This is a genomic window from Cupriavidus plantarum, from assembly GCF_905397285.1.
In the GTDB taxonomy this organism is placed as follows: Bacteria; Pseudomonadota; Gammaproteobacteria; order Burkholderiales; family Burkholderiaceae; genus Cupriavidus; species Cupriavidus plantarum.
This window is the reverse complement of the sequence record NZ_CAJPUX010000005.1, coordinates 64891-86677: the sequence shown is the minus strand read 5'-3', so window position 1 is coordinate 86677 and position 21787 is coordinate 64891. Positions and strand designations below refer to the sequence as shown.

General features: G+C 67.8%; 13 protein-coding genes. 6 read left to right on the top strand and 7 right to left on the bottom strand.

Going from position 1 to position 21787, the window contains the following annotated elements; all coding sequences use genetic code 11:
• Nucleotides 1–15: 15 nt before the first annotated feature.
• The gene (locus tag KHP16_RS20425; protein WP_121492486.1) at nucleotides 16–948 is read right to left on the bottom strand and encodes a DMT family transporter; all 933 of its coding nucleotides are present in this window, start codon (nucleotides 946–948) and stop codon (nucleotides 16–18) included.
• 161 nt (nucleotides 949–1109) lie between these two features.
• On the opposite strand from KHP16_RS20425, the gene KHP16_RS20420 reads away from it, so the two are divergent.
• Both KHP16_RS20420 and KHP16_RS20415 read left to right on the top strand, forming a co-directional pair.
• On the top strand, nucleotides 1110–1580 hold the full coding sequence (locus KHP16_RS20420) for an Lrp/AsnC family transcriptional regulator (RefSeq protein WP_109584085.1): 471 nt from the start codon (nucleotides 1110–1112) through the stop codon (nucleotides 1578–1580).
• A gap of 141 nt (nucleotides 1581–1721) precedes the next feature.
• Nucleotides 1722–2633, top strand: coding sequence for an aspartyl/asparaginyl beta-hydroxylase domain-containing protein (locus KHP16_RS20415; protein ID WP_109584086.1), 912 nt, complete (start codon nucleotides 1722–1724; stop codon nucleotides 2631–2633).
• A 16-nt stretch (nucleotides 2634–2649) separates the two neighbouring features.
• Here the strand turns inward: KHP16_RS20415 and KHP16_RS20410 are convergent, their stop codons facing one another.
• The 5 genes from KHP16_RS20410 to KHP16_RS20390 form a co-directional block, all read right to left on the bottom strand.
• Nucleotides 2650–4251 carry a gamma-glutamyltransferase family protein gene (locus KHP16_RS20410; RefSeq protein ID WP_211960996.1) on the bottom strand — a complete coding sequence of 534 codons (1602 nt, stop codon included), beginning with the start codon at nucleotides 4249–4251 and terminating at the stop codon, nucleotides 2650–2652.
• Nucleotides 4252–4377: 126 nt separating this feature from the next.
• A complete protein-coding gene (locus KHP16_RS20405) occupies nucleotides 4378–5394 on the bottom strand; it encodes a Bug family tripartite tricarboxylate transporter substrate binding protein (RefSeq protein ID WP_109584088.1) in 1017 nt (338 codons plus the stop codon).
• Between the two features lie 165 nt (nucleotides 5395–5559).
• The gene (locus KHP16_RS20400; RefSeq protein WP_244835921.1) at nucleotides 5560–7047 is read right to left on the bottom strand and encodes an efflux transporter outer membrane subunit; all 1488 of its coding nucleotides are present in this window, start codon (nucleotides 7045–7047) and stop codon (nucleotides 5560–5562) included.
• A gap of 1 nt (nucleotide 7048) precedes the next feature.
• Nucleotides 7049–9184 carry a MacB family efflux pump subunit gene (locus KHP16_RS20395; RefSeq protein ID WP_109584089.1) on the bottom strand — a complete coding sequence of 712 codons (2136 nt, stop codon included), beginning with the start codon at nucleotides 9182–9184 and terminating at the stop codon, nucleotides 7049–7051.
• Nucleotides 9185–9191: 7 nt separating this feature from the next.
• Nucleotides 9192–10388 carry an efflux RND transporter periplasmic adaptor subunit gene (locus KHP16_RS20390; RefSeq protein WP_109584419.1) on the bottom strand — a complete coding sequence of 399 codons (1197 nt, stop codon included), beginning with the start codon at nucleotides 10386–10388 and terminating at the stop codon, nucleotides 9192–9194.
• Between the two features lie 250 nt (nucleotides 10389–10638).
• On the opposite strand from KHP16_RS20390, the gene uvrA reads away from it, so the two are divergent.
• On the top strand, nucleotides 10639–16539 hold the full coding sequence (gene uvrA / locus KHP16_RS20385) for an excinuclease ABC subunit UvrA (protein WP_211960995.1): 5901 nt from the start codon (nucleotides 10639–10641) through the stop codon (nucleotides 16537–16539).
• Between the two features lie 89 nt (nucleotides 16540–16628).
• On the opposite strand, the gene KHP16_RS20380 is transcribed toward uvrA, so the two are convergent.
• Entirely contained in the window at nucleotides 16629–18065 is a 1437-nt protein-coding gene (locus KHP16_RS20380) for an efflux transporter outer membrane subunit (RefSeq protein ID WP_244835916.1), read from the bottom strand.
• 356 nt (nucleotides 18066–18421) lie between these two features.
• On the opposite strand from KHP16_RS20380, the gene KHP16_RS20375 reads away from it, so the two are divergent.
• The 3 genes from KHP16_RS20375 to KHP16_RS20365 all read left to right on the top strand — a co-directional run bounded on the left by KHP16_RS20375 (nucleotide 18422) and on the right by KHP16_RS20365 (nucleotide 21729).
• The gene (locus KHP16_RS20375; protein ID WP_109584092.1) at nucleotides 18422–19519 is read left to right on the top strand and encodes an HlyD family secretion protein; all 1098 of its coding nucleotides are present in this window, start codon (nucleotides 18422–18424) and stop codon (nucleotides 19517–19519) included.
• A 125-nt stretch (nucleotides 19520–19644) separates the two neighbouring features.
• Entirely contained in the window at nucleotides 19645–21153 is a 1509-nt protein-coding gene (locus KHP16_RS20370) for a DHA2 family efflux MFS transporter permease subunit (protein WP_244835956.1), read from the top strand.
• Nucleotides 21154–21252: 99 nt separating this feature from the next.
• Nucleotides 21253–21729 (top strand): winged helix-turn-helix transcriptional regulator, encoded by a 477-nt coding sequence (locus tag KHP16_RS20365; protein ID WP_375153835.1) that lies wholly within the window; start codon nucleotides 21253–21255, stop codon nucleotides 21727–21729.
• Nucleotides 21730–21787: the final 58 nt, after the last annotated feature.

Sequence of the window (21787 nt, the reverse complement as noted above, 5' to 3'; positions counted from 1 at the left end):
CCTGAGCGGTCGCCGTCAAGCCGCCGGGCGAGAGGGGCTCACCCTCGGGGCCAGCGCCGTCGTCACCACGCCCAACGCGATCAAGGCCAGCCCGATCGACAGATCCGCCGAGATGCGTTCGTGCCAGGCGGCGGCCGAGATGACCAGGCCGATGACGGGCACACCGAGCATCGCGATAGAAGTGGCCGCCGGAGGCAAGGTCTGGGTGATGTTCAGCACGAGGATGAACGTCAGGGCCGTGGCAAGCGGACCGGTGTACACGAGGGCGGGCCAGATCGCCACGAACGCGTCGGCGTTTGGGACGCCATCGCGCAACAACGCCAGCAGGAGCAACGGCACCGTCGCGATCGCCGTTTGCCAGGGAATCATGTCCGCCCCGAGCCGGATCGCCCGGTTCGCGCGAAGCTGGATGATGTTCACGGCCCATGCGAGCGACGCCCCCAGCAGCATCGCCAGACCCACCACCGTGTGCAATTCCCACCGCGTCACCGCAGGCAGCACGATCACCGCAATGCCCGCATAGCTCATTCCTGTCGCCACCCACTGCATCCGCGACGGACGCTCGCCGAGGACCAGCGAAGCCAGCGGGATAACCCAGATCGCCGTGGCATAGGCAATGACCGACGCGCGTCCCGGAGCGACGTATTGCAACGCCCACAAGGCCAGCGCCGTGAAGGCGGCCATCTGCAGCAGGCCCACGCCCAGCACGAGGGGCCACTCCTGCCGCGTCGGGAAACGCAGGCGTCCGAGCACTGCCAGCACCACCACGCTCAACAGGGCCGCCGACCCGAAGCGCGCCGTCGCGAACCAGAGTGGGCTGACGTGCGACAGGCCGTACTTCATCACGGGCCAGTTGCCGCCCCAGACGACAACGGCGCCGATCAACGGCAGGAATTTGCGGATACCGGCGCCCAGCGAGGCGCTGGCGGCGGTGGTGTGGGCGGACATGATGCGGCTCCGATGGAAACGACGCGTTGCGGTGGAGTGGTTAGGGAAATCCCTTAACCGCAAGTCTAGGGTTCCTTGCACCGCAGCATTGACCGCAATCGAAGGCCTGAAACCGCAAATCCAGCATAGAATGCCGGTCAACCTCATTTCGGAAGCGCAACATGCTGGACATCGACCTCGACGCCACCGACATCCGGATTCTCGGCGAACTGCAGCGCGACGGCAGCCTGACCAACGTCGAGCTGGCGAGCCGCGTGAACCTGTCCCCGTCGCCCTGCCTGGCTCGCGTGAAGAACCTCGAGAAGCAGGGCGTGATCTCGCGCCGCGTGACGCTGCTGGATGCGCGGCGGCTGGGGCTGAAGGTCGTAGTGTTTATCCAGATCTCGCTGGACAAGCAACGCCGCGAAACGCTCGACGCGTTCGAGCGCCGCATCGCCGCGCTCCCGCAGGTCATGGAGTGCTATCTGATGTCCGGCGACGCGGACTACCTGCTGCGGGTGATCGTGCCCGACGTGGAAGCGCTCGAACGGCTGATCATCGACCACATCACCAAGATCCCGGGGGTGTCCAATATCCGGTCGAGTTTTGCGCTCAAGCAGGTGCTGTACAGCACGGCATTGCCGCTGGGCTGACCCGAAAAATTTCACCAATCGCGCAACGCTTTCGAAAACGCCATCTATCGTCGCTAACGTCGCGCGCTAGCTGCGCACTTCAAGGATGCAATGCTGTCGACGGCATTAGGATTTCGCAAATCCCGTCGTCGAGGTTGCATCATGCGTTGGGCCGTCCTGCTCATTTTCATTGCCAGCGCCCTTTACACCCACTTCCGGGGCAAGGCGCGCCATGGCTTCTTCCGCCAGCTGTTCGATCATTCCACGTTCCTGGCGCCGCTGAACGGATTCGCGTACGCGTTCTCGCGCGTGCCCCGCACACCGTTCATCGGCCGCGAACATTTCCCCGAGCTCGAGATCATTCGCCGGGAATGGCAAACCATTCGCGCGGAAGCCCTCGCGCTGGCGGAGGCCGAACGATTGCAGGCCGCGAAGGGTTATACCGATATCGGCTTCAATTCGTTCTTTCGCCAGGGGTGGAAGCGCTTCTATCTGAAGTGGTACGACACGCCGCATCCGTCCGCACTCGCGGCATGCCCGCGCACGCTGGCGATCCTCGACAGCCTGCCTTCGGTCAAGGCCGCGATGTTCGCGCGGCTGCCGCCGGGTGCGAAGCTGTTTCCGCACCGGGACCCGTACGCGGGGTCGCTGCGGTATCACCTGGGGCTGGTCACGCCAAACGACGACCTGTGCTCGATCACCGTCGATAACGAAACCTACTCGTGGCGCGATGGCGAGGACGTGGTGTTCGACGAGACGTTCCTGCACCATGCGCGGAATGGCACCACGCACGACCGGATCATATTGTTCTGCGATATCGAGCGGCCGTTGCGGTTCGGCTGGGCGCAGCGCGTCAATCGCGCGATCAGCGACACGCTCATGCGCGCGGCCGCATCGCCGAACGAGGGCGGCGATGCGACGGGCGGGCTCAATCGCGCGTTCAAGTACATCTATGCGGTGCGCATGGTCGGCAAGCGGCTCAAGGCGTGGAACCGCAACGTGTACTACACGCTCAAGTGGGCGCTGATGCTTGGTATGGTCATGGCGATTTTCTGGCCTCACACGCACGCGTGAGGCCAGCCGTCAGCGCCTAGAAGCCGACGGGGTAGCCGTCCTTGCGGTAATCGGACGCGGCCGCATAGCCGTGTTCCATCTTCATCGCCATCTGCGCACCGCCAAAGTCGAGGCTGTCCGGTGCCGCGGTCTCGATCGCATGCCCGCGCGCGCGGAGGCCTTCGAGCGTCTCGCGCGGGGTGTGGGCTTCCACGGATACGCCGACGTTGTCGTCGAGCACGCGCCAGCGCGGCGCATCGTTGGCGGCCTGCGGGTTCTGCCCGAAGTCCGCGATGCGGCTCGTCATCTGCACGTGTCCCTGCGCCTGCATCGAACCGCCCATCACGCCGAACGAGGCCAGCGGCGCGCCGTTGCGCGTGAGAAAGCCCGGAATGATCGTGTGGAACGGCCGCTTGCCGGGCGCAACCTGGTTGACGTGACCCGGCGTGAGATTGAAGCCCCAGCCGCGGTTATGCAGCGCGATGCCGGTGTTCGGCACCACCACGCCCGACCCGAAGCCTTTGAAGTTGGATTGGATGTACGACACCATCATGCCGTTGCGGTCGGCGGCGGTCAGGTACACGGTTCCGCCCGTATGCGGCTTGCCCGGGCCCGGGTACGACGCCTTGTCCGGGTCGATCGCCCTGGCGCGTTCGGCAAGGTAAGCGGGATCGAGCAGCGCTTCGGGTGTGACGCGGCCAGCGGCGCGCATGGCGTCCACGTCCCCGACATAGGCATGCAGGTCGGCAAAGGCGAGCTTCATGGCCTCGATCTGCAGGTGCATCGTGCGCGCGCTGTCGCGGCCCGATTCGCGCACGTCCCAGTGTTCCAGCATGCCGAGCGCCATCAGCGCGCCGATGCCCTGGCCGTTCGGCCCGATCTCGTGCAGCGTCACGTCGCGATAGCGCATGCTGACCGGCTCGACCCAGTCGGCGCGATGCGCGGCGAGGTCGGCCTCGTCGATGCGGCCGCCCGTGGCGCGCGCATGGTCGGCGATCTTCTTCGCCAGTTCGCCGTGATAGAAGTCGTCGCCCTTGGAGCGCGCGATGCGCTCGAGCGTCTCCGCCTGACCGGGGCAGATGACGCGTTCGCCGGGCAGCGGCGCGCGGCCGCGCGGGGCAAACGCCTCGCGATACCCGGGCTGACCCTCGAGCACGGGCACCTGCGCCTGCCACTGGCGATGCACGGTATGGGAGACCACGTAACCGTTGCGCGCGTATTCGATCGCGGGCTCGAACAGGTCTTCGAACGGCAGCGAGCCGAAGCGCTCCCACGTGGTGCGCCACCCCGATACCGCGCCGGGCACGGTCACGGCATCCCAGCCGATCGGCGGCATGGCGCTGTACTTCGAGAACGACTCGGGCGTCCACGCGCGCGGCGCGCGGCCGGATGCGTTGAGGCCGTGCATCTGCTTGCCGTCCCAGATCAGCGCGAACGCGTCGCCGCCGATGCCGTTCATGCAGGGTTCGACGACGGTCAGCGCGATGGCGGTCGCCAGCGCGGCATCCACGGCGTTGCCGCCCTTGGCCAGCATGCGCAGGCCGGCCGCGGCAGCGAGCGGTTGCGAGGTGGAAACGACGTTATCGGCGAGCACCGGGACGCGGCGCGACGGATAGGGGAAGTCCCAGAAGGTGGTCATGAACGGTGGCGGTGAGAAGATGAACGGGCGACGGCCCCGTGGCGGGGCCAGTGCGGCGGCCTTCCCCGAAGGGGGAAGGCCGAAGGACGATCATACGCGATCGTTGCAGGCGGTATCAGTCGAACGTCAGTCGACCTTGACCTTGGCGGCCTGGGCGACCTTGCTCCAGTCGCGCATTTCCTCGTTGATCATGCGGCCGAACTTGTCGCTCGGCGTATAGGCGATCTGCACGCCTTGCGCATCCATGGTGTCGACGAGGTCGGGCATCGCGAGTACGGTCTTGGTCGCGGCGGCCAGCTTCTCGATCACCGCGGGCGGCGTGCCCTTCGGCGCGACGAGCCCGAACAGATTGTCGGCGCGGAAGTCCTGGATGCCAGCCTCGATCATGGTCGGGGCCTCCGGCAGCGACTTCACGCGCTTGTCGGAGGCCACGGCGAGCAGGCGCAGCTTGCCGGACTTCACGTGGGGCAGGGCGGACGGGATGCTGTCGAACATCATCGCGGCGCGGCCGGCCATGAGGTCCGGCATCGCGAACGAGCTGCCCTTGTACGGGACGTGGATGACGTCGACACCGGCGCGCAGGCGGAACAGTTCGGACTCCAGATGCGAGAGCGTGCCGGAGCCTTGCGAGGCGAAGTTGTACTGGCCCGGCGCGGCCTTCAGGTACTTGACCAGTTCGGGCACGGTCTTGACCGGCAGCGTGGCGGGCACCACGAGGATATGCGGCACGGTGCCGATGCCCGCGATGGGCACGAAGTCCTTCGACAGGTTGGCGGGCTGATTGCTGTACGTCGCCGCGGCGATGGCGGCATTGCTCACGGCGGCCATGTAGAGCGTGTAACCGTCCGGTGCGGCCTTCGCGGCGTAACCGAGCCCGATCGCACCGCCGGCGCCTGGACGGTTCTCGACGACCACGGGTTGATGCAGGACCTGCGACAGACGCTGACCCACGGCGCGCGCGAGCACATCGGTGGCGCCGGCGGGCGGGAACGAGAGGACCAGCTGGATCGGACGTTCCGGGTATTCCGCGAGCGCGGCGGGCGCGGCGAGCGCGCCGGCGACGCCTGCCGCGGCGAGCAGGAGGTTCAGAGTGGTGCGGGCACGCGCCATCACGGTGCGTGCGATCGGGGACTGCAATGCCATGGTGAGACGAACTCCAGAAATGTTTGCAAAGCGCTACAACTACTGCAAGGGACGTGCCACTTCACGCGGGCCGACTTGCCGTTGCCGAGGGGGCCAGTGAACGTCCGGACGGAAAAGCCGTCGCTTCGAGCGATGGCGAAGCATCGCCGTCACGCCATTAATTTCTCAAGATTTGCAAAGCCCGCAGCGCGTGCTGTCTGTTGCAATGGGCGTGTTCTCGGACGGCGTGGTCCGCCAGCCGCCGCCGAGCGCGCGGTAGAGGGCCACGCTCGACTGCCGTTGCGAAAGGTTGAGCTGAATCTGCTGGTCCTGCGCGGCATAGAGCGTGCGTTGCGCATCGAGCAGGGTCAGCAGCGTTTCCGCACCGGCCCGGTAACGCGATTCCGCCAGCCTGACCGCTTCACTCGCCTGGGCAAGCGCTTCGTCCTGTGCGGCCCGCTGGGCGGCCACGCCGTCGGCGGCGGCAAGCGCGGTTTCCACATCGCCGAACGCGTTCACGATGGCGCCGCGGTAGGCCGCCAGCAGTTCTTCGCGACGCGCGACGGCGAGGTCGCGGCCCGCGGACAGGCGTCCCGCATTGAAGATCGGGACGACGAGGCCGGCTGCGAGGTTGTAGAGCGAGGTGTCGAACAGGTTCCGCAGGTGCTCCGCGCCAGCACCGGCGCCGGCGGTGAGGGTGAGCGTGGGCAACATGGCGGCGCGCGCCACGGTGATGTCGGCATCCGCCGCGGCGAGCGCGCGTTCGGCCTGCGCGAGGTCGGGGCGGCGGGCCAGCAGTTCGCTCGGGACACCGGTGGCGGCAGTGGGGGCGGCGATGCCGGCGAGCGTGGTGGCGGCGATGTCGAAGCCTTCGGTGGGCCGTCCGAGCACGGTGGCCAGCGTTGCGAGGCTCGCGCGGGACTGCTGCGTGCGGAGGGCGAGTTCCTGTCTTTGCGTTGCCACCAGGCCGCGCTGCTGCGCCACCTCCAGCGGGGTGGCCGCGCCGGCGCGGGCACGGGACGAGACGAGCGCGAGGATGCGCTCGGAGTTATCGAGGTTGCGCTGCGCGATCGTCACGCGTTCGCGTAGCGCGACGGTTTGAAGGTAGGTGTTGGCGACGGTGGCAACGACGGTCAGCGTAATGGCGTCGCGGGCATAGGCCGTGGACAGCAGCGCGGCACGGGCGGAATCTCGCAGCGCCGCGTTGCCGCCCCAGATGTCGACCTCGTAGCTCGCGAATAGCTGGAGGTTGTAGAAGCCCGAGACGGTTTCCTGCGGCTCCTTGAAACGCTGCACGTTGGCCGCGAGGCTGACGTCGGGCAACAGCGCGGCGCCCGCGATGCGCGCTTGCGCCTGCGCCTGCCGCACGCGGGCGGCGGCGGCCGCGACGTCGAAGCTGTTGGCCTGCGCCTGCGCGACGAGCTCGCTCAGCTCGACGCTGCCGAATGCGCGCCACCAGTCGGGGGCGATGGCGGCGGCCGGCGCGGCGGGGTCGGCTGGCGTCTGCCCGTCCGTGGCGTTCGGCGCGTTGCGCCAGCTTGCCGGGACGTCGAGCGCCGGGACGTCGCCGGATGGCGGCGTGCTGCACGCCGCGAGCGCGATGGCGGTGGCCGTGGTGACGGTTGCCGCGATGCTGGCCCGCAACCGGCGCGGGGTATCGGCGTGTCGCTTCACGTCAGTCGCTCGCAAGGGCCGTCACGGGATCGAGCCGCGCGGCCTGACGGGCGGGCATGAAACCGAAAACGAGTCCCGTCACCAGCGCGCAGGCAAACGCGCCGAGCATCGCCCGGGCGGAGAAGATGACCGGTACCTCCCAGTGCAGCAGCGCCACGCCAATGATCACGCCGATCAGCACGCCCGCCAGCCCGCCCACCAACGTGACCGTAATCGCCTCGGTCAGGAACTGGCGCTGGATGTCGCGTTGCCGCGCGCCGGCCGCCATGCGGATGCCGATCTCGCGCGTCCGCTCCTTCACCGTCACCAGCATGATGTTCATGACGCCGATGCCACCGACCACGAGCGAAATGGCGGCCACCAGCCCCAGCATGATCGTCATGGTCTGTTGCGTCTCGGTTTGCGCGCGAACCGAAGCCGCGCGGTTGTACACGCGGAAGTCCCGCACGCGATGCGTGGCCTCGAGCGCCGCCGTGATGCCCTTGGTCACCTCCTCGGCATTGTCGATATCGTCGACGAGCAGCGTGATCCAGTTCAGATTGGTCGTCCCAATCACGCGCCGGGCACCGGTGGGATAGGGCATCAGCACGATGTCGTCGTCATCGGCATCGCCGGACGTGGCGCCTTTCTCCTCCAGCTCGCCGATAACCTGGAACGGCACGTTGTTCACCAGCAGATACGCGCCGATGGGACTGGCATCGCCGTACAGCCGCTCGCGTGTCTTCTTGCCGAGCAACACGACCGTCGCGAGTTGACGTTCATCCTGCTCGGTGAAGAAGAGTCCGCGCGCCACGTTCCAGTTCATCACGCGCCGGACGTCGGTCGTCACGCCCATGGCATTGACGTACGCGTCCACATTGCCCGCGCGCAGCATGACCTTGTTGCGCAGGATGGGCGTCACGGCCACGACATGGGGGACCTGCCGGATGGTCCGTACGTCGGCCTCCGTCAGCACGCCGCCCGGCCCCCGCGAGTTGTCGCCGCCCGGTATCACGTACAGGCGATTGGTACCGAAGCTCGATATCTTCGCGATGACCTTTTCCTGCGTGCCGGCGCCGATGGCGAGCATCACGATCACCGACGCCACGCCGATGATGATGCCGAGCAACGTCAGCGCGGTACGGAAGCGGTTAGTCCACATCACGGTCCATGCCGCGGCGAAGGCTTCGCGCATGTCGGTCCATGGGCGCGCGCCATGCGCGGTGCCCGCCGTCATGGCCGCGCGGAAGCGGCGCGGGTCGAGCGATGCGGGCAACATCGCGCGCGGCGCGACGGGCGCGCGCACGCCGCTGTCGGATACGATCTGCCCATCGCGGATCTCGACGATACGGCGCGCCTGCGCGGCCACCGCGCGGTCGTGCGTAATCAGGATGACCGTATGGCCGGCATCGGCCAGTTCGCGCAGCAGCGCCACCACCTCGGCGCCGCTACGGCTGTCGAGCGCGCCGGTGGGCTCGTCGGCAAGGATCACGTGGCCGCCGTTCATCAGCGCGCGCGCGATCGAGACGCGCTGTTGCTGCCCCCCGGACAGCTGACCCGGACGGAACGTCGCGCGATCGGCGAGGCCCAACTGGTCGAGCAGCGCGGCGGCCCGGCGTTCCCGCTCGGCCAGTCCCGCGCCGGCGTAGACCGCGGGCATTTCGACGTTGCGCTGCGCGTCGAGCGACCTCACGAGGTGATAGCCCTGGAACACGAAACCGAACGCCTCGCGGCGCAGCCAGGCGAGTTCGTCGGCGCGCAACTGCGCAATATCCTGCCCGGCGAAGCGATAAGTGCCGCTGCTCGGCCTGTCGAGGCAGCCGAGGATATGCATCAGGGTCGATTTGCCGGAACCCGACGCGCCGACGATTGCCACGAACTCGCCGGCCGCGATGTCGAGCGAGATCCCGCGCAACACTTCCGTGGCGGGGCCGCCATCGCTCCCGGAGTACGCGCGCCGCACGTCGCGCAAGGCAATCAGGGGCGCGACAGGCGGGGGCGCGGCCCCCGGCGGATGGGCGGCGTCGCCCGCCTGTGCCGCAGGCGGACGCAGGCGATCGGCGGCGCTATCCACGGCGTCGGACCGTTGGCCAAGCCGGTCCTCCAGCCGGTCACCTAACCCGTCACCTAACCGGTCTCGTTCGGCGGTGTTCACCATACGCCCGTCACCATCGGAACCTCCCGTCGGCCACCCGCTCGTAGCGTACGCCTGTCACGAGTTTTTCGCCCTCGCGCAGGCCGGACAGTACCTCGGCGGTCAGACGGTCACGCACGCCCGTGGACACCTGGCGCTCGGCCACCTTGCCGTCCTCGCCGAGCACCCGGGCGGTATAGCGTCCCGGCTGGCCGTTCACCGGCTGCAACGCGGGCAACGGCGCGACGAGCACGTTCCTCACGCTCGCGGCGACGAAGAACACCTGTGCGCTCATCTGCGGCATCAGCGCGCGGTCCGCGTTATCGACATCGAACAGCACCGTGTACAACACGACCTTGCCGGCTGGCGACACCGGCGCGGGCGCGCCCGCCGCAGGCGTCGGTCCTGCCGGCGTCGGCGGCGCCGGCAGGATCTGGCGGACCTTGCCGGTCCAGCGCCGCGGCGTGCCTTCGCCATCCTGCACGCCGAGCGTGGTGAAGTAGACGCCCATGCCGGGCCGCACGCGCCGCACGTCGGCTTCCGAGACCTCGGTCCAGACGGTCATGGCGGACAGGTCGGCAATCCGCAGGATCGTCGGCGTCTGATAGGTGGCGTTGAGCGTCTGCCCCTCGCGCGCATCGAGCGTGACCACCGTGCCCGCGATCGGCGCGTAGATCCGGGTGTAACCCAGTTGCGCCTCGTCCCCCTTGAGCGCCGACGACGCGCCATCGATCTGCGCGCGCAGGTTGTCGATCCGGGCCAGCGCCACGCGCAGCGCGGCCTCGGCGGTCTGGACGTCCTCGTCGCGCGTGGAGCCGTCGCGCGCCATGCTGCGCTGGCGCTCGGCCTGCTGCCGCGCAAGATCGCGCTGGGCGTACTGTTCGGCAAGCTGGGCCCGCAGGCTGGCCAGCGTGGCGCGGTCCGCATCGACGCGCGCCTGCTGCACCGATGGGTCGATTTCTACCAGCAGCTGGCCCCTGGCGACCGTATCGCCGGGCTGGACATGGATGCGCCGGATGGCTCCGGACGCCTGGGCGCCCACGTCGACGTAGCTCCGCGGCTGAAGGATCCCAAGCGCCGTCACGCTCGATTCGATATCGCCGCGCGCGACCGGCACCGTGTCGATGATTTCGGTCGGCCGAAGCAGCCACCACCAGAGACCCGCCACCATCAGGACGAACAGGACGAGTAGCGTGAGGGGGCGCTGCAGCAGGGGCGGGATTCTCATGGTCGACCGGATGCCCGAGAGCATCTCATGTGGCCCCGGGTCGTTGCAGGGCATGATGCAACAGGATTGTTGCGTACTCAAGGCCCGGCCTGCACGGCGCGAAAGAAACGTAAAAGGCACCCGTGATACCTGTATGAACATACAGTATAGTAGCGGGGTGATTCCGCCCCATATCGGACGGAACCTTCTCCGCTTCAAGTTCATACCCAACTTCAGAAATTCATCTCAACCAGTTGATTTGGTGGATAAATTGTCAGATTCCGACACCCATGGCGGCACCATCCGCATCCGCGGCGCGCGTCAGCACAATCTCAAGAACGTCGACCTCGATCTTCACACCGGCCAGATGACCGTGGTGACCGGTCCGTCGGGTTCGGGCAAGTCGAGCCTCGTGTTCGACACGCTGTACGCCGAGGGCCAGCGCCGCTATGTGGAAACGTTCAGCGCCTACGCGCGGCAGTTCCTCGACCGCATGGACCGCCCTCAGGTGGACAAGGTCGATGGCGTGCCGCCGGCCATCGCCATCGACCAGACCAACCCCGTGCGCAGCTCGCGCTCGACGGTCGGGACGATGACCGAGCTCAACGATCACCTGAAGCTGCTGTACGCGCGGGCCTCCGAACTGTTCGACCGCCAGACCGCGCTGCCTGTGCGTCACGACTCGCCCGAGACAATCTACGAAGAGCTGGTCGCGCGTACGGCCGAAGGCCAGCCGTTCCACGACGCGAGGCTCGTGGTGACGTTCCCCGTGGAGCTGCCGGAGTCGGCCAGCGACGAAGAGGTGCAGCAATGGCTGTCGGTGAGCGGCTATACCCGCATCCATGGCCAGCGGATTGTGGAATCCCCTACGGGCGCCCGCAAGATGCTGGATGTGGTGGCCGACCGTTTCCGCATCGGCAACGTAGAGCGCGCGCGGGCGGTGGAAGCCATCGAGGCGTCGCTGAAGCGCGGCGCCGGCCGCGTGAGCGTGCAGGTGGTGACTGACGAGGGCGATGGCCCGGTCTGGCGCTTCTCCACCGGCCTGCACAGCCCGGAAAGCGATATCCGCTATGCCGACCCGCAGCCGGCGCTGTTCTCGTTCAACTCGGCCTATGGCGCGTGCGAGACGTGTCGTGGCTTTGGCCGCGTGATCGGCGTGGATCTCGGCCTCGTCATTCCCGATGCGCGCAAGTCGCTGCGCGACGGCGCCATCAAGCCGATGCAGACGCCCGCGTGGAAGGAATGCCAGGATGACCTGATGCGCTATGCCGCCAAGGCGGGCATTCCGCGCGATGTGGCCTGGAGCCAGCTGACCGACGCGGAAAAGCACTGGGTCATCCACGGTTCGCCCGATTGGAACGGCCAGTGGAACAAGCAGTGGTATGGCGTGATGCGGTTCTTCGACTATCTGGAGTCGAAGGCCTACAAGATGCATATCCGGGTGCTGCTGTCGAAGTACCGCAGCTACACGCCGTGCGACACCTGCGGCGGCGCGCGGCTCAAAACCGAGTCGATGTTGTGGCGCCTGGGCTCGAAGGCGAACGCCGACGCGGTGCTGCCGCCGGCAGACCGCTTCCTGCCCCGTGGCGTGGACTGGGACCGCAGCCAGCTGGAGTCGCTGCCGGGCCTGACCGTCCATGACCTGATGCTGATGCCGATCGCGCGCATCCGCAGGTTCTTCGACGACCTGACGCTGCCGAGCACGCTGCTCGACGATGCGCTCAAGCTGCTGCTGGCGGAGGTGCGCACGCGCCTGAAGTACCTGTGCGACGTGGGCCTCGGCTATCTGACGCTCGACCGGCAGAGCCGCACGCTGTCCGGGGGCGAAGTTCAGCGGATCAACCTGACCACCGCGCTGGGCACTTCGCTCGTCAACACGCTGTTCGTGCTCGACGAACCCAGCATCGGGCTGCATCCGCGCGACCTGAACCGCATCGTGGAAGCGATGCATCGCCTGCGCGATGCGGGCAATACGCTCGTGGTCGTCGAGCACGATCCGTCCGTGATGCTCGCGGCCGATCGTCTCATCGACATGGGCCCCGGTCCGGGCGAGCGCGGCGGCGCGATTATTTTCGATGGCACGCCCGAGGCGATTCGCAAGGAGCGGACGCTGACCGGCGACTACCTCGGCGGCCGCCGGCGCGTGGCCGACGCCTCCAGCTGGCAGCCGCGTCCGGTCGATGGCCAGACGCCCCGCATCATGCTGGAAGGCGCGACCGAACATAACCTGCGCGACGTCACGGTGGACATTCCGCTGGAGCGGCTGGTCTGTGTGACGGGTGTCTCCGGCTCGGGCAAGTCCACGCTGCTGCAGGACGTGCTGTATCCCGCGATGGCCCGCCATTTCGGCAAGGCGACCGAGACGCCGGGCGCGCATCGCGCGCTGACGGGCGCGGATCAGGTCGACGATGTGGTGTTCGTCGACCAGTCGCCGATCGGCAAGACCGCGCGTTCGAACCCGGCGAGCTATGTGGGCGCGTTCGACGAAATCCGCAAGCTGTTTGCCAAGGCGCCGCTGGCGCTGCAGCGCGGCTATACCGCGGGCACGTTCAGCTTCAACTCGGGCGATGGCCGGTGCCCGACCTGCGGCGGCTCGGGCTTCGAGCACGTGGAAATGCAGTTCCTCAGCGACGTGTACCTACGTTGCCCCGATTGCGATGGCACGCGCTATCGCGCGGAAGTGCTCGAGGTCAAGATCAACCGGGCCATCTGGAATGAACCCGCGCGCGCGTTGAGTGTGGCGGATGTCCTGGAACTGACCGTCAGCGAGGCGACCGCGCTCTTTGCGGGGGATCCCGCCGTGCTGCGCGTGCTGGAGCCGATCGCCGATGTGGGCCTCGAATACGTCAAGCTGGGTCAGCCCGTGCCGACGCTGTCGGGCGGCGAGGCCCAGCGCCTCAAGCTCGCGGGCTTTCTCGCGGAGACGGCGCAGGCCGCCCCGGCTGGCCGCGGCGGGCGCGTGACAAAGGCGCCGAAGGTGCCGAAGCGCCTGTTCATGTTCGACGAGCCGACCACGGGTTTGCACTTTGAGGACATCGCCAAGCTGATGCGCGCGTTCGGCAAGCTGCTCGATGGCGGCCATTCGCTGATCGTGATCGAGCACAACCTCGACGTGATTCGCGCGGCCGACTGGCTGATCGATCTCGGCCCCGAGGGCGGCGATGCCGGTGGCGAGGTCGTATGCGTGGGCACGCCCGAGGACGTCAAGCGGTGCGCGGCGTCGCACACGGGTCAGGCGCTGATCCACTATGACGCGGCGCTCGGGGAGTCCGGTACGCTGGCGGCGGAACGCGCGGAAGCGGCAGATCCGGCCAACGCGGGCAAGCCCTTGCAGACCGCATTGCAGGCCGCTCGCGCGCGGCGCGCGATCGAGGGTGAGAACGTGGTGCGCATCGTCAATGCGCACGAGCACAACCTCAAGGCGCTCAACGTCGATATCCCGCACGGCAAGTTCAACGTGATTACCGGCGTGTCCGGTTCGGGCAAGTCGACGCTGGCGTTCGACATCCTGTTTCACGAGGGGCAGCGGCGGTACCTGGAGTCGCTCAATGCGTATGCGCGGTCGATCGTGCAGCCAGCGGGCCGGCCCGAGGTCGACGCGGTGTATGGCATTCCGCCGACCGTGGCGATCGAGCAGCGCCTGTCGCGTGGCGGCCGCAAGAGCACGGTCGCGACGACGTCCGAGGTGTGGCACTTCCTGCGGCTGCTGTACGTCAAGCTCGGCATCCAGCATTGCGTGCATGACGGCGCGCCGGTGACGTCGCAGAGCCCCGAGTCGATTGCCGCGCAGCTGCTGCGCGATCATCGCGGGCAGCATGTGGGTTTGCTGGCGCCGCTCGTCGTCAACCGCAAGGGCGTGTACACCGACCTCGCGAAGTGGGCGAAGGCGCGGGGCAATACGCATCTGCGCGTCGATGGCGAGTTCCTGCCGGTCGACCCGTGGCCGCGCCTGGACCGATTCCGCGAACATACGATCGAATTGCCGGTTGGCGATCTCGTGATTTCCGCCGACAACGAGGCGCAACTGCGCGCATTGCTCGGGCAGGCGCTCGAGCTCGGCAAGGGCGTCATGCATCTGCTGGCGCCGCTCGATGGGCTGCACGATGCGCTGCACGACGGCAATGGCACGCGTCATGTCGGCGATACCAAGGTGTTCTCGACGCGGCGGGCGTGCCCGGTTTGCGGGACAAGCTATCCGGAACTCGATCCGCGCATGTTCTCGTACAACAGCAAGCATGGCTGGTGCACGACGTGCGTGGGCACGGGGCTGTCGCTGACGCGCGAGCAGCGGGCCGTCTATGACGACACGGTGCTCGGCGGCAGCGATGAGCGCGGGCGCGAGCAGAGCCTGCCGTCGGAGGAGCAGGAGCCCGAAGGCGTGGTCGATACGCCGTGTGCCGATTGCGGCGGCGCCCGGCTGAATCCCGTTTCGCGAGCGGTCACGTTCGATGCGCAGGCCATTACCGATGTGGCGCAGTGGACCGTGTCCGACACGCGGCGCTGGGTCGATGGATTGCGGCTGACGGGCCGCGATGCGGAGATTGCGCGTGACGTGGTGTCGGAGATCGGCAGCCGGTTGCAGTTTCTGGAGGAGGTGGGGCTTGGGTATCTGAGCCTCGATCGGGCGGCGCCTTCGTTGTCCGGTGGCGAGGCACAGCGGATTCGGCTGGCGGCGCAGCTTGGCAGCAATCTGCAGGGCGTGTGCTATGTGCTGGACGAGCCGACCATCGGTCTGCATCCGCGCGATAACCAGATTCTGCTCGATGCGCTGCGCAAGCTTGGCGACAAGGGCAATACGCTGGTGGTGGTGGAACACGACGAGGACACGATTCGCCGGGCGGACCACATCATCGATATCGGCCCGGGGGCAGGCAAGCGCGGCGGCACGCTGGTGGCGCAGGGCGGCGCGGATGCGCTGGCCGCGGCGCCGGATTCGACCACCGGGCAGTTCCTCGCGCATCCGATCGTGCATCCGCTGCAGCCGCGGCGGGCCGTGCGGCCGGCGCGGGCGGGCAAGGTGGCGGAGCCCGAGCAGTGGCTGACGGTGAGCGGGGCGCATCTGCATAACCTGAAGGACGTGACGGCGCGGATTCCTTTGTCGCGGCTTGTCGCCATTACGGGTGTGTCCGGTTCGGGCAAGTCGACGCTGGCGCGGGATGTGCTGATGGCCAATCTGCTCGATGCGGTGGGACGTTCGGTGATGTCCTCGCCGGCGACGCGCCGGGCGCGGGCGGCGGCCGAGAAGGCGGGAAAGCCGACAGCAACCCGGTCGCTGAGCGTCGAGCATGCATGGCATGGGTGCGAGTCGATCACGGGGTGGGAGTCGATCGATCGGGTGCTCGAGGTGGATCAGACGCCCATCGGAAAGACGCCGCGTTCCTGCCCGGCGACCTATATCGGCGTGTGGGATGCGATTCGCAAGCTGTTCGCGGAGACGCTCGAGGCGAAGGCGCGGGGGTACACCGCGTCTCGTTTCTCGTTCAACACGGGGCAGGGTCGATGCCCGGCCTGCGAGGGGCAGGGCGTGCGCACGATCGGCATGAGCTTCCTGCCGGATGTGAAGGTGCCTTGCGACGTTTGTCATGGGCAGCGCTTCAACCCGGAGACGCTGGCCGTTACCTGGCGTGGCCGCAATATCGGCGAAGTGCTGACGATGGAAATCGACGAGGCGGTCGAGTTCTTCGGAGCCCTGACGCAGATTGCGCATCCTTTGCAGCTGATGAAGGACGTGGGGCTTGGCTATCTGACGCTGGGGCAGCCGTCACCGACGCTGTCGGGTGGGGAGGCGCAGCGGATCAAGCTGGTCACGGAGCTGTCGAAGGTTCGGGACGACATCACGCGGCGCGGTCAGAAGGCGCCGCACACGCTGTACGTGCTCGACGAGCCGACGGTGGGTCTCCATATGGCCGACGTAGCACGGCTGATCCGCGTGTTGCATCGGTTGACCGATGGGGGCCACAGCGTGGTGGTGATCGAGCACGACCTCGACGTGATTGCCGAGGCGGACTGGATCATCGATCTTGGGCCGGAGGGCGGTGCCGGGGGTGGCACCATCGTTGGCGCGTCGGATCCGGAGGCGTTGTCGCGCAATGCGGCGAGCCATACGGGGGCGGCGCTCGTGCCGGTGTTGGGGCGAGTTGCCGAGGGGGAGGCAAGGAAGGTGGTGTCGTAGCACGCGACACGCCGCGGGCCCTCCACTTGTTTTAGGAATTTCTCTCCTCTCCCATGGGGAGAGGGGCCGGGGGAGAGGGCTTCCGCTTCTTACCATCCCCCGCCCAATGCCCTGAACGTCGCCACCGCGGCTCTCGCGTTGTCGGCGACCACGCGGGCCTGTTCGTCGCGGGCCGTCAGTAGCAGGCGGTCTTCCTCCAGTACCTCGTAGAGGCTGACCGCGCCGCCCTTGTACGCGTCCTCCGACGCGTTGCGCGCGCGTACGTGTGCGTCTACCTCGGTCCCCAGTTCCGTGGATTGCGTCTCCAGCTGCGTCAGCGTGACGATGGCGTTCTCCACGTCTTCCGTCGCGCGCAGCATCGATTGACGGTAGTGGGCCAGGGCCTCCGCATTGGCCCCCTTGGCTTGCTTCACCTCCGCATCCACCCGCCCAAAGTCGAATAGCCGCCAGCGCAGCCCCGCCGTTGCCGTCGGCTGGAAGGCTTTTGCGGTGAACAGCGTGTTCGCCTGCAGGCTTTCGAACCCCAGCAGGCCCGAGATCGACACCTTTGGGTAGTACTCGGCCGTGGCCACGCCGATGCGCGCGTTCGACGCGGCAAGGCGGCGTTCGGCGGCGATGACGTCGGGTCTGCGGCGGAGCAGCGCGGCGGGGCCTTCCGCCGCGGAGATGGCGGGGACCACCGCGGTGGTCGCGGCTACCGAGCCGTCGGAGTCGAGTTCGCGCGCGTAGGTGCCGGGCTCCGCGCCCATCAGCACGTCGAGCCGGTTCAGTTGCGTTTGCAGTGCGATGCGCAAGGGCGGAACCGTCGTGCGAGCCTGTGCGACGAGCGCTTCCGCCTGCGCGACTTCGCGGATGGCGGCGAGGCCGTCCTGCTGCCTCAGCCTCACCAGTTCCAGCAGGCGTCCGTTGGTGGCGATCTGATCTTCGGCGATCGCAATGCGTCGTTGCGCGCCGCGAATGCGGAAGTAGGCGTCGGCGGCCTCGGCGGCGACGGTCACGCGCACGCCGAGATGCTCGGCTTCCGCGGCTTCGGCCTCCGCACTGGCGGCCTCCGCGCCGCGGCGCAGCCCGCCGGCGACGTCGATCTCCCAGCTTGCGGCCGCGCCGACGTCATAAAGCGCGACGCTCCGGCCGTCGCCCTGCAGCGCGTTCGTAATCTTGCCGATCGGGCTGGCGAGCGACCGTCGCTGCTTCAGCACGCCGGCCTCGAGACTCCCCTGCGGCAGCAGCGCCGCGCCAGCCTCCTGCGCCACCGCCCGCGCCTGCTCGACGCGTGCCACGGCGGCCGCGAGGTCGAGGTTCTGGTTCAGCGCGCGCTGGACGATGCGGGTCAGCGTGGGGTCGTTGAAACCGAGCCACCACGTGTCCAGCGACGGCGCGGGCGCGCTCGCCGCACGCGATGCGAGGACGTAGGCGTGAGGGTACGCGGCCGATGGGGCGAGGTCCGGCTGCCGATAGTCGGGACCGACCGCGCAGCCGGCGAGCGCCAGCGCCGCCGCGGCGAGCCACGGCAAGGTACGCAGCACGCCGCCACGATCGGCGCCTATGTCCGCACCTGTGTCGGCGCGCCCGCGCGACGCGCCTTGTGCGCGGGCGTTGCGGCCCGGCGGCCGCCCAGCCGGCCCGGTCGGCACCGCCGACGTCTGCGGCGCGTCTGCCTCGGCGGGCGATGCCGGCGCCGGCGCGGCGAAAGGCGCGACGGCATGTGCGACGGAATGTGCAACGAAAGGTGCGACGCAATGTGCCACCTCAGGCGGCTCGCGGGACGGAAGCGGGGTCGACGACAGGTTCATGGGCAATCCGATAGAGTAACTTGCATCGTGCTAGTAACAACTCTATACTAACTTTCAACTTGATAGCAACCCCGAACAGGAACCTGCCCATGACGACCAGCACCGCCGCCGAGCGCGCGCCCTCGGAATCTGCCAATGCCTCGCGTGTCCGGCCCGGCGCAAAGCGCCTCATCACCATCGCCGTAGCGGTGATCGCCGGTGCCGCCGTCGTCGTCTATGGCGCCCACTGGTGGACGACCGGCCGGTTCGTCGAGGAAACGGATGACGCCTACGTCGGCGGCGATGTCACGGTCGTGGGCACGAAGGTCGCGGGCTATATCACCGAGGTCGCCGTCACCGACAACCAGGCGGTCCACGCCGGCGACCTGCTCGCCCGCATCGACGACCGCGACTACCGCGCCGTGCTCGCGCGGGCCGAGGGTGCCGTGGCCGCGCAGCAGGCGCTGCTCGCCAACCTCGATGCAAACCAGCGCCTCCAGCAGGCCGTCATCGGCCAGGCCCGCGCCGGTGTCGCGGCCACCGATGCGGAGACCGTGCGGGCCAGAGACGACCAGCGCCGCTATGCGAGTCTCGTCGCCAAGCAGGCGGTCTCCACGCAAAGCTCTGAAAAAGCCGACGCCGACTACAAGCAATCCGTGGCCAACGGCCAGAAGGCGCAAGCCGCGCTGGTGGCCGCCGAACGCCAGCTCGACGTCATCGGCACGCAGAAACAGCAGGCACAGGCCGCGCTTGCCCAGGCCATCGCCGAACGCGACCTCGCGCGGCTCAACGTGGGCTACACCGAATTGCGCGCCCCCGTCGATGGCACCATCGGCAACCGCCGCGCGCGCGTCGGCGCCTATGCGGCCAGCGGGTCGCAACTGATGTCCGTGGTCCCCGCGGAAGGCCTGTGGATCGACGCGAACTACAAGGAAAGCCAGCTCGCGCATATGCGTCCCGGCATGCCGGTGACGATCCGCGCCGACGTGCTGCCCGGCCGCGTCTTCCACGGCCACCTCGGCAGCCTCGCACCCGCGACCGGCGCGCAGTTCAGCGTGCTGCCGCCGGAAAACGCCACGGGCAACTTTACGAAGATCGTGCAGCGCGTGCCCGTCCGTGTGCTGCTCGACGACGCTGACGCGCGCCTGGGGCTACTGCGGCCGGGCCTGTCGGTCACCGCCGAGGTCGACACCAAGGTGAAATCATGAGCGGCGCGGCAGTCGCGCCGGCGCCATCGCAGCCACCGCGGGCGCCCATACCGCTGGCGCCGATCAAGCAGATCGTCCCGGCCAGCGAACTGTCCACCGGCGCGAAGATCTTCGCCTTCGCCACGATGTGCGTGGGCATGTTCATCGCGCTGCTCGACATCCAGATCGTGTCAGCGTCGCTGCGCGACATCGGCGGCGGCCTCTCCGCGGGCACCGACGAAACCGTCTGGGTGCAAACGGCCTATCTGATTGCGGAGATCGTCGTCATCCCCTTGTCGGGATGGCTCGCGCGCGTGATGTCGACCCGCTGGTTGTTCGCGGCATCGGCGGCGGGCTTTACCGTGGCATCGATGCTCTGCGGCCTCGCGTGGAACATCCAGAGCATGATCGCGTTCCGCGCGCTGCAAGGCTTCCTCGGCGGTTCGATGATTCCGATGGTCTTTACCACCGCGTTCGTCTTCTTCGCCGGCCCGCAACGCGTGATCGCGGCCGCCACCGTCGGCGGCCTGTCGTCGCTGGCCCCGACGCTGGGCCCGACCGTCGGCGGCTGGATCACCGACAACTTCTCGTGGCACTGGCTGTTCTTCATCAACCTGATTCCCGGCATCTTCGTGACCGTCGCGGTGCCGCTGTTCGTCAAGATCGACAAGCCCGACCTCAAGCTGCTGCGCGGCGCCGACTACCTCGGCATGATCCTGCTCGCGGCGTTCCTGGGCTGCCTCGAATACACGCTGGAAGAGGGCCCGCGCTGGGACTGGTTCGGCGACGACACGATTCTCGCCACGGCATGGATCGCGGGCATCTCGGGCGTCGCCTTCCTGTGGCGGACGCTGTCGTATGCCAATCCCGTCGTCGACCTCCGCGCGCTCAAGGAACGGACGTTCGCGATCGGTTGCCTGCTGTCATTCATCACGGGCATCGGCATCTTCGCGACGATCTACCTCACGCCCCTGTTCCTGGGACGCGTGCGCGGATTCAGCGCGCTGGAGATCGGCCTCGCGGTGTTCTCGACGGGCCTGTTCCAGGTGGCATCGATCCCGCTGTACACGTACCTCGGCAATCGCGTCGACCTGCGCATTCTGCTCGTCGTGGGTCTGGGACTGTTCGGCCTGTCGATGTGGTGCTTCACGCCGATCACGCACGACTGGGGCTGGCAGGAACTGCTGCTGCCGCAGGCCCTGCGCGGCGCGGCCCAGCAGTTTGCGGTGGCGCCTATCGTGACGCTGACACTCGGCAGCCTGCCGCCCGAGCGGCTCAAGCTCGCTTCGGGCCTGTTCAACCTGATGCGCAACCTCGGCGGCGCGATCGGCATTGCGGCCTGCGCGACGATCATCAACGATCGGACGAATCTGCATTACTTCCGCCTCGCCGAGCATCTCAACAGCACCAACGAGGCGATGACCGGTCTCGTCGATAGCGTGGCGCGCAACTTCATCGCCTTGGGCTACGACGCCGTGGCCGCGCAGGCGGCGGCATGGAAGCAACTGGCCGCGCTGACGCTGCGCGAGGCGCTGACGCAGACCTTCAGCGACGCGTTCTTCGTGATCATGATCGGCTTCGCACTGTCGCTGCTCGTCGTGCCCTTCATGAAAAAAGTCGTTCCACCGAAGATGCCCTCCGCCGATGCGCATTGACGGGGCAGGTATCATCGGGGGAAAACATTTCGACAGGCGCGCGTCGCTCGCGGCGCGCTGGGGAGCGCAAACATCATGCAACGCAAGACATTCCGAAACATGCAATGTCCCATTGCCCGCAGTCTCGAACGGGTGGGCGAGTGGTGGAGCATCCTGATTCTGCGCGACGCGTTCTATGGCACGACGCGCTTCGACGAGTTCCAGCGCAACCTCGACATCGCGCCCAACATGCTGACGCGGCGTCTCAATGCGCTGGTGGAGGAAGGGTTGCTCGAGAAGCGCCAGTACTCAGAGCGTCCGCCGCGATACGAATACGTGCTGACGCAGTGCGGCCGCGACTTCCGTCCCGTGCTGCTCGCGATGCTCGCGTGGGGTAACCGGTATTTCGCGCCCGAAGGCGTGAGCGTGCAGCTCGTCGATCGCGAGACGGGACAGGCCGTCGACCCCGTGCTGGTCGATGCGGCCAGCGGCGAACAGCTGAAAATGGGACGCCATGTCGTGGCGGCGGGACCGGCGGCCAGCGAACGTACGCGCGCGCGCATCGCCTCCGCGGCCACGCATATGACGGGTTCGTAAGATTTGGGGGTAAACGGGTGTCAGGTTGCTCCAAAGGCATTTCTGGCATACAGTCGAT

Excerpts from the sequence above, each read along its gene's own strand:
- KHP16_RS20425 (WP_121492486.1), bottom strand. The coding sequence starts at position 948 with ATGTCCGCCCACACCACCGCCGCCAGCGCCTCGCTGGGCGCCGGTATC.
- KHP16_RS20420 (WP_109584085.1), top strand. The coding sequence starts at position 1,110 with ATGCTGGACATCGACCTCGACGCCACCGACATCCGGATTCTCGGCGAA.
- KHP16_RS20415 (WP_109584086.1), top strand. The coding sequence starts at position 1,722 with ATGCGTTGGGCCGTCCTGCTCATTTTCATTGCCAGCGCCCTTTACACC.
- KHP16_RS20410 (WP_211960996.1), bottom strand. The coding sequence starts at position 4,251 with ATGACCACCTTCTGGGACTTCCCCTATCCGTCGCGCCGCGTCCCGGTG.
- KHP16_RS20405 (WP_109584088.1), bottom strand. The coding sequence starts at position 5,394 with ATGGCATTGCAGTCCCCGATCGCACGCACCGTGATGGCGCGTGCCCGC.
- KHP16_RS20395 (WP_109584089.1), bottom strand. The coding sequence starts at position 9,184 with ATGGTGAACACCGCCGAACGAGACCGGTTAGGTGACGGGTTAGGTGAC.
- KHP16_RS20390 (WP_109584419.1), bottom strand. The coding sequence starts at position 10,388 with ATGAGAATCCCGCCCCTGCTGCAGCGCCCCCTCACGCTACTCGTCCTG.
- KHP16_RS20375 (WP_109584092.1), top strand. The coding sequence starts at position 18,422 with ATGACGACCAGCACCGCCGCCGAGCGCGCGCCCTCGGAATCTGCCAAT.
- KHP16_RS20370 (WP_244835956.1), top strand. The coding sequence starts at position 19,645 with ATGTGCGTGGGCATGTTCATCGCGCTGCTCGACATCCAGATCGTGTCA.
- KHP16_RS20365 (WP_375153835.1), top strand. The coding sequence starts at position 21,253 with ATGCAATGTCCCATTGCCCGCAGTCTCGAACGGGTGGGCGAGTGGTGG.